General features: G+C 60.1%; 11 protein-coding genes. 9 read left to right on the top strand and 2 right to left on the bottom strand.

The features are described 5' to 3' along the window. Positions 1-696: 696 nt before the first annotated feature. Positions 697-1,992, top strand: coding sequence for a hypothetical protein (locus ACJ8PN_RS09700; RefSeq protein WP_351106154.1), 1,296 nt, complete (start codon positions 697-699; stop codon positions 1,990-1,992). 43 nt (positions 1,993-2,035) lie between these two features. Here the strand turns inward: ACJ8PN_RS09700 and ACJ8PN_RS09695 are convergent, their stop codons facing one another. Then, positions 2,036-2,953, bottom strand: a complete 918-nt coding sequence (locus ACJ8PN_RS09695) for a LysR family transcriptional regulator (RefSeq protein WP_351106157.1) — start codon at positions 2,951-2,953, stop codon at positions 2,036-2,038. 128 nt (positions 2,954-3,081) lie between these two features. Between ACJ8PN_RS09695 and ACJ8PN_RS09690 the strand changes: the two genes are divergently transcribed. Next, positions 3,082-3,681 (top strand): FMN-dependent NADH-azoreductase, encoded by a 600-nt coding sequence (locus ACJ8PN_RS09690; protein ID WP_351106160.1) that lies wholly within the window; start codon positions 3,082-3,084, stop codon positions 3,679-3,681. A gap of 244 nt (positions 3,682-3,925) precedes the next feature. Here ACJ8PN_RS09690 and fliE read toward each other — a convergent pair whose 3' ends face one another. Next, positions 3,926-4,240: a flagellar hook-basal body complex protein FliE gene (fliE, locus tag ACJ8PN_RS09685; protein ID WP_004934773.1), complete on the bottom strand. Its 315-nt coding sequence runs from the start codon at positions 4,238-4,240 to the stop codon at positions 3,926-3,928. Between the two features lie 315 nt (positions 4,241-4,555). On the opposite strand from fliE, the gene fliF reads away from it, so the two are divergent. The 7 genes from fliF (at position 4,556) to fliL (ending at position 11,642) form a co-directional block, all read left to right on the top strand. Beyond that, positions 4,556-6,250 (top strand): flagellar basal-body MS-ring/collar protein FliF, encoded by a 1,695-nt coding sequence (gene fliF, locus ACJ8PN_RS09680; protein ID WP_171454242.1) that lies wholly within the window; start codon positions 4,556-4,558, stop codon positions 6,248-6,250. Continuing rightward, complete coding sequence (gene fliG, locus ACJ8PN_RS09675) at positions 6,247-7,239, top strand: flagellar motor switch protein FliG (RefSeq protein WP_004934775.1); 993 nt, start codon at positions 6,247-6,249, stop codon at positions 7,237-7,239. Before fliF ends, fliG begins: the two co-directional genes overlap by 4 nt. After that, complete coding sequence (gene fliH / locus ACJ8PN_RS09670; protein ID WP_038876881.1) at positions 7,232-7,936, top strand: flagellar assembly protein FliH; 705 nt, start codon at positions 7,232-7,234, stop codon at positions 7,934-7,936. Before fliG ends, fliH begins: the two co-directional genes overlap by 8 nt. After that, positions 7,936-9,297, top strand: coding sequence for a flagellar protein export ATPase FliI (gene fliI, locus ACJ8PN_RS09665; protein WP_351106165.1), 1,362 nt, complete (start codon positions 7,936-7,938; stop codon positions 9,295-9,297). Before fliH ends, fliI begins: the two co-directional genes overlap by 1 nt. 21 nt (positions 9,298-9,318) lie before the next feature. Continuing rightward, on the top strand, positions 9,319-9,765 hold the full coding sequence (gene fliJ / locus ACJ8PN_RS09660) for a flagellar export protein FliJ (protein ID WP_171454243.1): 447 nt from the start codon (positions 9,319-9,321) through the stop codon (positions 9,763-9,765). Beyond that, a complete protein-coding gene (locus ACJ8PN_RS09655) occupies positions 9,762-10,991 on the top strand; it encodes a flagellar hook-length control protein FliK (protein WP_171454244.1) in 1,230 nt (409 codons plus the stop codon). Before fliJ ends, ACJ8PN_RS09655 begins: the two co-directional genes overlap by 4 nt. Positions 10,992-11,156: 165 nt before the next feature. Beyond that, the gene (gene fliL / locus ACJ8PN_RS09650; RefSeq protein WP_015378245.1) at positions 11,157-11,642 is read left to right on the top strand and encodes a flagellar basal body-associated protein FliL; all 486 of its coding nucleotides are present in this window, start codon (positions 11,157-11,159) and stop codon (positions 11,640-11,642) included.

The raw sequence follows: 11,642 nt of genomic DNA, 5'->3' as shown, positions 1-11,642 counted from the left end.
CAAACAGTGCAATTTAGCCCGGATAAACGATGGCATCGCAATGATGTGGGCGTGCCGAGCAACTTATCTTGACGTATCCGCCAGCGACCGCTGGCACCTTTTCCTAGTTGTTCTCTTCCTGCCGCTGGCTATTTATCCCGCACAACCCACTGCTCGGTTCTCCACCAAAGCATTAAGTATTTTCCTATTTTGACCGCCCCCTAAAATTTGCTTGCTATACTGCTTTTCTATCTGACTGTCTAAAGCGAGAACGTAAAAATGCGGCAAAGGAACAACGTTAAAGCCAAGCTTAAGCAAGCGGGTGAAAAGCTGGTGCTTGCCAGCTGTCTCTTGTTGCTGCTTTATTACGCATTGCAATGGTCGTTGCTCCTCGGTGATTTCTGATTAATTTTATTTATTTATTCCATTGCTAAATTAATTGCACCGGTGGCCTATTTCCTGCTGTTATTGCAAATCCCGAGGGCCAATCGTCACTATACCAAACGCAAAATCCGCGCGGCTTAGTTAGCTCGTTAATTATAAGAATTGGATATACTTGCAGTCTAATTCTATAACCCCATGAATCTACTACCCTTACAGCTAGACCGTCCCACCTTCTTATTGTATGATAGTGCGCGGAAATACGCTGGCTTTTATAACTACTTTAATTTGAAGCCAGACGATGCCATATAGGATAAGTAATTTAGGGAATATAATGTGAATATATTAAGTTTTGTTTGGCTAGCTCTTGCTTTCGCCACTTTTTTCCTACACCACAGAACCATTTTCGCCCTGTTGATTCTCGCATCCATCTTTCAATCAAGCGCTATTATTAACACAGGGAGTAATAGCCTACCCATATTTTACTTTATCGAGCTGGTTTTAATAACCCGGTTTGTTTTCACTTCAAAAAACAGCACATCCGTCTTGAACTTAAAACACCGGGTATTTCTACAATCGTTGGTAATAATTATTCTTTTTTGGTTCTTCACCTATGCGTTAACCCACCTATTTGAAGGGGTAAGAGTTTATTCACCGGCTTATAGCTTTGAAAATAACTACGCCAAAAAAGGTATCTCGCTTGTGTGGGGCAATAACAACATCAAGCAACTGATTCTAATCACGCTGAACCTCATAACGCTGTATGTCATTTACGTCAAGCGGCGTGAAATTACGCCTGAATACGCACTGAAAACCATCATTTTCACAACGTTGGTTTTCTCGGCTTACTGTCTGATTTGGCTCCTTGCCAGGCCGCTGGCGAATGCGATTCAGATTTTGATGTATAACAGCATGCATAACGCCAATGCCATTTTTGAATCCAGACTGAGCGGTACCTTCGGTGAACCGTCATTCGCCGGTATCTTTATCGGCGCAACGATCGTGCCTCTTATGGTTGCCAAGGGTTTGCGACTGAAGCTAGTGGCCCTATTGATGATGCTGCTCTTGGTTAAAAACGGCTCTACATCGGGCTATTTTACCCTGCTTACGTCGCTATGCGGCACATTCATTTTCAGTCCGCGTTTTAGCCTGATACAGAAAGCTCTATTTTCTCTGGCTTTGGTCATCGTATCAAAGCTCACATTTATCTTTTTCCTGGAGAAAATAACCGATTACGCGGATAAAAAAGCGCAAACGATCTCCCACCTCGTGCGTTCCGCCTCCAACTACAATGCCCTTGAAATTATGTATAATACCTTTGGCTTGGGCGTCGGTATCGGTAGTGCAAGAATATCTTCTCTGCCTCTGTCCCTACTTGCTAACTTCGGAATATTGGGGACGATACTGTTAGTCGGTTTTATCGTATCCAAGCTTATTCGTTCGCAATGCAACGTCGCCGGCAACGAAGCCCATTCCATGCTTAAATTTATGCTTTTCTCAGCATTTTTGGGCTCTTGCGCCGCCAACCCCGATTACTCTTACGGGTTCATTTGGGTTCTTATTTTCAGTTGCCTGTTGACAGGGAAAACACAGCCGTCACTGCCACGATCGACGCAACAGCGCACGCTCTGACATCGGCAAACGTCCCTTGGACCGCATGCCACCACATACACGTTCAGGCTGACGCGAACCGCGTCAGCCTGCCAGGCAGCTCCGCCACCAATTTGTCTACCGCCAGCCGCACCTTGAGCGGCTGGTAAGGCATATAGGGCCACACGACGTTCACCGGGAAACTGAGGCTGGGCTCACCGCGCATGATCTCCACCAACGTCCCCGCCATCAAGCGCTCGCGCACCAGCCACTCCGGCAGCCAGGCAATACCGGCGCCGGCGGACACCGCATCGACGATCCCCTGCATGTCATCCATCATCATCTTGGCCGGTGGCCTGAACGACCGCAGCTCGCCGTTTTCGCCACGAAGCTGCCAGGGCAGCACGGCGCCGGCGTGCAGATACCCCACCGCCTGATGTCGGCTTAACGCCTCTACCGTTCTCGGTTCACCGCAGCGCTGCAGATAATCGGGCGAGGCGCACAGCAGCATGCCGTGTTCGCCCAAGCGCCGGGCAACCAGGCTGCCGCTGTCCGCCAGCTCGCCAATGCGAACCGCCAGATCGAACCCCTCGTCGACGAGATCGATCCTGCGGTCGCTGAATGAAATTTCCAGCGTCAGTAAGGGATGCTCATTCGCCAGCGCCGTCAACACGGGCGCAATGCACAAATGGCCAAACAGCACCGGCACCGAGACTCTTAGCCGGCCGCTGACCTGCATCTTGCCGCTGTCGAGCTGGTTTTCCGCCGCCTGAATGTTTGCCAACGCCTGCCGGCAGTGCTCATAGTACAGCGCCCCTTCATCCGTCAGGCTCAGGCTGCGCGTGGTGCGCATAAACAACATCACGCCAAGCCGAGCCTCGAGACGCGACACGATTTTGCTGACCGCAGAGCGCGTCAGATGCAGTTTCTCTGCGGCGGCGGCGAAACTGCCGCCTTCCGCTACGGCAACAAAGGCCGGCAGCGCACTCAGATCGCTTTTCATCTTAATGTTGCCAATATGGAATCAATTTAGTGAAAACCTATCACCACTGGTGAACATCAAGCAATGATAACCTGCAGTCATTCCGAATCCCCGGTGAAAACCACAGATGACCGTCAGAGGACAACAGCATGAAAAAAATACTGGTACTCAAATCCAGCATTATGGGAAATGACTCGCAGACCAATAACCTGATTGACCGCTATCTGGCGGCGCGTAAGGCAAAAGGACACGAAGATCGGATCGTCGAACACGATCTGACGGCGTTGGATCTGCCGGTATTGGACGGCGAGCTGTTCGGTGCGTTGCGCGGCGCGGAAAACATCAGCCCACGCGCCAAAGCAGCGGTGGCGCTCTCCGACCGGCTGATTGCCGAACTGAAAGAGAGCGATCTGCTGCTGCTCGGCGCGCCGATGTACAACCTCAACGTCCCGACCCAGCTGAAAACCTGGTTCGATCTGGTGGCCCGCGCCCGAATGACCTTCAACTATACCGCCACCTACCCGGTGGGGTTGGTGGAAGGCGTCAATGCGCTGGTATTCAGTTCACGCGGCGGCATGCACGCCGGGCATCCGACCGATGCCGTAACGCCCTACCTGCGTTCGGTGCTGGGGCTGATGGGGATCGGCGACGTGCAATTTATCTATGCCGAAGGGCTGGACATGAAACCGCACGGCCGCGATCAGGGGCTGGCAAGCGCCCACCAGCGGATCGCGGAATTGGCGGGCTGAAGCAAACGCACGGCAGCATTGATTTGTTATAATATAACAAATATGATAATCGCGTTGACGCCACCTCGAGCGGCTGTCGACGCTCCTACATGACATAAATGTTTTATCGCACCTTCAGCCAGCTATTTCGATAGCTGGTTTTTTTTCCTCGGCTGGCGCTGCGGCTTCAGCATTGTCGGACTGGCCGTCACTCTAAGGTAACAGCGCCGAGCCAAATTTCACTGAAAAATAGTCGGCACGTTCATCACACCGGCATATTCATGATGTCCTGGTAGGCCGCCACCAGCTTGTTGCGCACCTGCACGCCCAGTTGCAAAGAGACCGACGATTTCTGCAGATCGACCATCACATCGTTCAGGCTGATGCCTGGCGCGCCCAGCTCGAAATCCTGCGCCTGTTTGCGCGCCGTTTGCTGGGTCTCGCTGATCTTGCCGAGCGCCGCGGTCAGTTCGCTGGCGAAGCTGACGCCCTGCGGCGCCGCATTCTGCCCCATCTTGCCGGCCTGAACCGCCATGGTCTGCATCTGCTGCAGTACCCCTTCAATGCCCTGAATCGCCATCTGGTCCTCAATCATCTCGTCTCGCCGGGTGACGTTTTCACCCTGCACTTCTCCAATGATGCACACCCTAGCACAGCGTTTTCGGACCTAAAGCGGTTAATTAACTGCAAAAAACCCGGCTTATCGGGCAATCGGAATTGTCTGATAAGGCGAATAATGGCCTGCCCAGAAATGGGAGCGCCGCTATTTAGAAGATATGTGTATCAGGGAGTCTGTTTTGTCACACAACGCTAACCATACCGTTCATCAGCCTGGCAGGGAGCTGCTCAGCGGCCCGTACGGGATCGTGAGCGCCATTGAAGGACGAGACCTAAAATGAGTGCTTCGATAACCGCCGGCGAAAGCCGCGACAACGGCCTGCAGGCCATCTGGAACCGTCTGCGCGCCAACCCGAAAATTCCGTTGCTGGTCGCCGCTTCCGCCGCGATCGCGATCGTCGTCGCGCTGCTGTTGTGGGTGAAAAGCCCCGACTACCGCGTGCTGTACAGCAATCTGAACGACCGCGACGGCGGCGCCATCGTCACCCAGCTGACGCAGATGAATATCCCTTACCGCTTTGCCGAGAATGGCGCGGCGCTGCTGATCCCGGCGGAAAAAGTGCATGAAACCCGTCTGCGTTTGGCGCAGCAAGGGCTGCCGAAAGGCGGCGCCGTCGGCTTCGAACTGCTGGATCAGGAAAAATTCGGCATCAGCCAGTTCAGCGAGCAGATTAACTATCAGCGCGCCCTCGAGGGCGAGCTGTCGCGCACCATCGAATCGCTGGGGCCGGTGCAAAACGCCCGCGTTCACCTGGCGCTGCCTAAACCTTCGCTGTTCGTGCGCGAACAGAAATCCCCTTCTGCTTCGGTAACGCTCACCCTGCAACCCGGCCGTGCGCTGGACGACGGCCAGATCAACGCCATCGTTTATATGGTGTCGAGCAGCGTCGCCGGTCTGCCGCCGGGCAACGTGACCGTGGTCGATCAGGCCGGCCGCCTGCTGACCCAGTCCGACGGCACCGGGCGCGATCTCAACGCCTCGCAGCTGAAATACGCCAACGAAGTGGAAAACGGCTTCCAGCGCCGCATCGAAGCGATCCTCGCCCCGGTGGTCGGCAGCGCCAACGTGCGTGCGCAGGTCACGGCGCAAATCGATTTCGCCACGCGCGAACAAACCGATGAACAGTACCAGCCGAACCAGCAGCCGGACAAAGCCGCTATCCGCTCCCAGCAAACCAGCCTGAGCGAGCAGATCGGTGGGCCGCAGGTGGGTGGCGTGCCGGGCGCGCTGTCCAACCAACCGAGCGCGCCGGCCACCGCGCCGATTGAAACCGCCAAGCCGGCCACCACGGCAGGCAACAACGCCACCGCGCAAAACGCCGCAGCCACCCGCAGCGCGGCGGCCGGCGGCGTGCCGCAAAATACCCGACGCGACGCGACCACCAACTACGAGCTCGATCGCACCATTCGCCATACCCAGCAAAAAGCCGGCACCGTGCAGCGTCTGTCGGTCGCCGTGGTGGTCAACTACCTCGGCGTAGACAAAGACGGCAAACCGCAGCCGATGAGCAAAGAACAGCTGGCGCAGATCGAAGCGCTGGTGCGCGAAGCGATGGGCTACTCCAGCAGCCGCGGCGATACCCTGAACGTGGTCAACACACCGTTTACCGACAGCCAGGTGACCGGTGGCGAACTGCCGTTCTGGCAAAGCCAGTCGTTTATCGATCGCCTGATCGACGCGGGCCGCTATCTGCTGGTGCTGCTGGTGGCCTGGCTGCTGTGGCGCAAACTGGTGCGGCCGCAGCTGCAACAGCGCCAGGCCGCGCAACAGGCCGCCCTCGCCGCCGCCAACGCCCCTGCCGCCAAAGCGGCCGACAGCAACAAACCGAGCAACGAGGAGCTGGCGCAGCGTCGCAAATCGCAGCAGCGCGTCAGCGCAGAAGTCCAGAGCCAGCGGATCCGCGATCTGGCTGACAAAGACCCGCGCGTGGTCGCTCTGGTAATCCGCCAATGGATGAGTAACGAGATATGAGCCTGACCGGAACCGACAAAAGCGCCATCTTGCTGATGACGCTGGGTGAAGATCGCGCGGCGGAGGTGTTCAAACACCTCTCCTCGCGCGAAGTACAGCTGCTGAGCGGCACCATGGCCGGCATGAGCCAGGTTTCACACAAACAGCTCGGCGAGATACTGACCGAGTTTGAAGACGACGCCGAGCAATACGCGGCGCTGAGCGTCAACGCCAGCGACTACCTGCGCTCGGTGCTGGTCAAGGCGCTGGGCGAAGAGCGCGCCGCCAGCCTGCTGGAAGACATTCTCGAATCGCGCGAGACCACCACCGGCATGGAAACGCTCAACTTTATGGAGCCGCAGAGCGCCGCCGATTTGATCCGCGACGAACACCCGCAGATCATCGCCACTATTTTGGTGCACCTCAAACGCGGCCAGGCGGCGGACATCCTGGCCCTGTTCGACGAACGCCTGCGCAACGACGTGATGCTGCGTATCGCCACCTTCGGCGGCGTGCAGCCGGCGGCGTTGGCGGAGCTGACCGAAGTGCTGAACAACCTGCTCGACGGCCAGAACCTCAAGCGCAGCAAAATGGGCGGGGTGCGCACCGCCGCCGAGATCATCAACCTGATGAAAACCCAGCAGGAAGAAGCGGTCATCGACGCGATGCGCGAATACGACGGCGAGCTGGCGCAGAAGATCATCGACGAGATGTTCCTGTTCGAAAACCTGGTGGAAGTCGACGATCGCAGCATCCAACGCCTGCTGCAGGAAGTGGAAGGCGAGTCGCTGCTGATCGCGTTGAAAGGCGCCGAACAGCCGCTGCGCGAGAAGTTCCTCAAGAACATGTCGCAACGCGCCGCCGACATCCTGCGCGACGACCTGGCCAACCGTGGGCCGGTGCGCATGTCGCAGGTGGAGAACGAGCAGAAAGCCATCCTGCTGGTGGTAAGACGCCTGGCAGAAACCGGCGAAATGATCATCGGCGGCGGCGAGGACACCTATGTCTGATCGCATTAACACCCTGCCCTGGCAGCCCTGGTCGCTCAACGATTTGGGCGAACAGAAACCGGCTGTCGAACTGCCGCAGTTGCCGGATCTCGAACTTGACGATCCGTCGCCGGACGCGCAGGCCGAATTACAGCAGCAGCTGGCGACGCTGCGCCTGCAGGCGGAGCAACAGGGCCAGCAACTGGGCTATGCCGACGGCCAGCAGAAAGGTTACGAGGCCGGTTTTCAGTCCGGACTGGAGGAAGGCCGCCAGCAGGGGCTGCTGGAAGCGCAGCAGCAGCAACAGCCGCTGACCGCCCACTGGCAGCAGTTGGTTACCGAATTCCAGCACACGCTGGACGCGCTCGACAGCGTGATCGCGTCACGGCTGATGCAGCTGGCGCTGACCGCCGCCAAACAGGTGCTGGGCCAGCCGCCGGTGTGCGACGGCACCGCCCTGCTCGCGCAGATCCAACAGCTGATCCAGCAGGAACCGATGTTCAACGGCAAGCCGCAGCTGCGGGTGCACCCGGACGACTACCCGCGCGTCGAGCAGCAGCTGGGGGTTACCCTCAGCCTGCACGGCTGGCGTCTGCTGGCGGACGGCGAACTGCATCCGGGCGGCTGCAAGGTCAGCGCCGAGGAAGGCGATCTCGACGCCAGCCTGGCGACGCGCTGGCATGAACTGTGCCGCCTGGCGGCACCGGGAGAAGTCTGATGACCGCGCGTCTCGGCCGCTGGCTGAGCTCTCTGGATACGCTGGAAAAGCGCATCGCCCGCGCGCCGACGCTGCGCCGCTACGGCCGCCTGACCCGCGCCACCGGGCTGGTGCTGGAGGCTACCGGCCTGCAGCTGCCGCTCGGCGCGACCTGCCTCATCGAACGGCACGACGCCGGTGAGGTGCAGGAAGTGGAAAGCGAAGTGGTGGGCTTCAACGGCCAGCGGCTGTTCCTGATGCCGTTGGAAGAAGTGGAAGGCATCGTGCCGGGCGCGCGGGTTTACGCCCGCATCGCGCCGGAAGGCCAAAGCGCCGGCAAACAGCTGCCGCTCGGCCCGGCGCTGCTGGGGCGCGTGCTCGACGGCAGCGCCAAACCGCTCGACGGCCTGCCCTCCCCGGAAACCGGTTACCGCGCGCCGCTGATCACCGCGCCGTTCAACCCCTTGCAGCGCACGCCGATCGAGCAGGTGCTGGACGTGGGGGTGCGCACCATCAACGGCCTGCTGACCGTCGGGCGCGGCCAGCGCATGGGCCTGTTCGCCGGCTCCGGCGTCGGTAAGAGCGTGTTGCTCGGCATGATGGCCCGTTATACCCAGGCGGATGTGATCGTCGTTGGCCTGATCGGCGAGCGCGGCCGCGAGGTCAAAGACTTTATCGAGAACATTCTCGGCGCCGAAGGCAGGGCGCGCTCGGTAGTGATCGCCGCGCCGGCGGACGTATCGCCGCTGCTGCGCATGCAGGGGGCGGCTTACGCCACCCGCATCGCCGAAGATTTCCGCGACCGCGGGCAGCACGTGCTGCTGATCATGGACTCCCTCACCCGCTACGCCATGGCGCAGCGTGAGATCGCACTGGCCATCGGCGAGCCGCCGGCGACCAAAGGCTATCCGCCTTCGGTCTTCGCCAAGCTGCCCGCCCTGGTGGAGCGCGCAGGCAACGGCATCAGCGGCGGCGGCTCCATCACCGCTTTCTACACCGTGTTGACCGAGGGGGACGATCAGCAAGATCCGATCGCCGACTCGGCGCGCGCGATCCTTGATGGCCACGTGGTGCTGTCGCGGCGGCTGGCAGAGGCCGGCCACTACCCGGCGATCGACATCGAAGCGTCAATCAGCCGCGCCATGACGTCGCTGATCGACGAAGAGCATTACCGCCGGGTTCGCACCTTCAAACAGATGCTGGCCAGCTATCAGCGCAACCGCGATCTGATCAGCGTCGGCGCCTACGCGGCGGGCAGCGATCCATTGCTGGACAAAGCGATGACGCTGTATCCGCAGATGGAAGCCTACCTGCAGCAGGGTATCTTCGAACGCAGCGGCTATGATGAAGCCTGTCAACAGCTGCAGCAGTTGATTGTTTAACGTCACCAGAGGCGCACAGCGATGAAATCACAATCCCCCCTGATTACCCTACGCGATCTGGCGCAGGATGCGGTGGAGCAAGCCGCGCAACAGCTGGGCCAGGTGCGGCAGGCGCAGCAGGCGGCGGAGCAACAGCTGTCGATGCTGCTCAACTATCAGGACGAATACCGCCAGAAGCTGAATCATACGCTCTGCGACGGCATGGACAGCTCACGCTGGCAAAACTACCAGCAGTTTATCGGCACGCTGGAGCAGGCCATCGACCAGCACCGCCAGCAGTTGCTGCAGTGGGGGCAGAAAGTGGATCACGCGGTGAAGCAATGGCAAGACAAACAACAGCGGCTGAACGCTTTCGAAACCCTGCATACCCGCGCAATGAACGCGGAGCAGCAGCAGGAGAACAAACGGGATCAAAAATTGATGGATGAATTCGCTCAACGCAGCGCACAAAGGAATCTCAACCCATGAATCTGAACGCCCTGCCCGGCCTGGCCTTACCCGGCGACGCCGGCGGTCTGACCGAACTGACCTCGGCGCTGGACGAAAGCCAGCTGTCGTCCGCTTTTGCCCAACTGCTCGGCGCGCGTTTCACGCCCGCCGCCGATGGTAAACCTCAGCCGGCCACGCTGAGCGCGGACGATGAACGCGCCCCGGCCCTGAGCCGCAACCAGCTCAATCAGCTGCTGGCCACCTTCGGCGAGCGCGGCGGCCTGTTGCCGAACCTGTCAGCCTCAGCCGACGCGCCTTCTTCTGAAGCCGTTGAAGGCGATGCGCCCGCCGCCGGCGATAAACCGGCGCAGCCGCCGATCGTCGCCGCCAAAGAGCTGGATGCCGCGACGCTGCAGGCGCTGTACGCCATGCTGCCGGCCGCGATCGTCGCTCAGGCGCAACCGGCCGAAGGCCAACAGTCGCTGCCGGTGGAAAACGCTGACGAGGCCACTGCGCTGCAGCCCGGCAACGGCCTGCTGAACATCGCGGCGGCCGGTGATAACACCGCCGCGCGCTCGTCGGCGGCCCCCGCCCCGGCGGTGACGGGCGCGAAAACGCCGGCTACCGATGGCGACAACGCTGCCGCGGCGCTCCCGCAGCCGACCAGCGGTGAACGCGCAAACGCCGCACAGCCGCTGCCGGCGAGCGATGCACAGCAGCAACCGACGCTCAATCACGCTGTCGCCCTGGCCGCCGCCAGCCCGACGCAAACGGCCGCCCCGGCCAGCGCGCTGGTGACTGCACCGCCGGCTCCGCAGCTCAACGCGCAGCTGGGCAGCCCGGAGTGGCAGCAGGCGTTGAACCAACAGGTGCTGATGTTCCACCGCAACGGCCAGCAGAGCGCCGAGCTGCGCCTGCACCCGCAGGAACTGGGCGCCTTGCAGATCACGCTGAAACTGGACGATCAGCAGGCGCAGCTGCACATCGCCTCTGCGCACGGCCAGGTGCGTGCGGCGGTGGAAGCGGCGATGCCGCAGCTACGGCACGCGCTGGCGGAGAGCGGTATCAACCTGGGGCAGAGCAGCGTGGGCGGCGAGTCCACCCCGCACTGGCAGCAGGCGCAACAGCAGGCTTCCAACGGCCAGGGCCGTTCCAGCTATGCTGAACATCATGGCGCTGACGGCGCAGCCGCCGAGGGCGTCAGCGCACCGGCGGCGCTGCAGCGTATGGCCAGCGCGGTCAACGGCGTCGATATTTTCGCCTGAGCCGCCGCAAACGCCCAAGCTGGCACCCATTTGCGCGTCTATTCAGGCTATTGCACGCCACAATAGACGCGATAATACCTTTACATGTCATGCGTGCGGCTTTGCCGCGCGCTATGCCCGCCGCCTCGCCGGCCGCGGGTGGAACAACAGGAATTAGATTTCGCTATGTCTCAGAACTCCCTTCCGGCAGCACCGAAACGCCCCCTTCTGGTCATCCTGCTGGTGTTGATCAGCGTCGTCGCCTGTGGCGCCGCGGGCTACAGCTGGTGGCTGCTGCAACAGCATAAAAACGGCGCCGAACCGGCCGCCGTCAAAGAACAACCGCCGGCGGCGCCGGTGTTCATGCCGCTCGACACCTTTACCGTCAACCTGGTGACGCCGGACAACAACCCGGATCGCGTGCTGTACATCGGCCTCACGCTGCGTCTGCCGGACGAAAGTACCCGCCGCCAGTTGAACGATTTTCTGCCGGAAGTGCGCAGCCGTCTGCTGATGCTGCTCTCCCGTCAGGAAGCGAGCCAGCTGGCCAATGAACAAGGGAAGCAACAGTTGGTGGCGCAGATTAAGGACGTGCTCAGCCCGCCGCTGGTTAAGGGACAACCGAAGCAGGTGGTCAGCGACGTGCTGTTCACCGCCTTCATACTGCGGTAA

This window comes from Serratia sp. CY76391 (assembly GCF_052166695.1).
In the GTDB taxonomy this organism is placed as follows: domain Bacteria; phylum Pseudomonadota; class Gammaproteobacteria; order Enterobacterales; family Enterobacteriaceae; genus Serratia; species Serratia nematodiphila.
The sequence above is the reverse complement of the archived record's forward strand: the minus strand, read 5'-3'. Positions and strand labels throughout refer to the sequence as shown.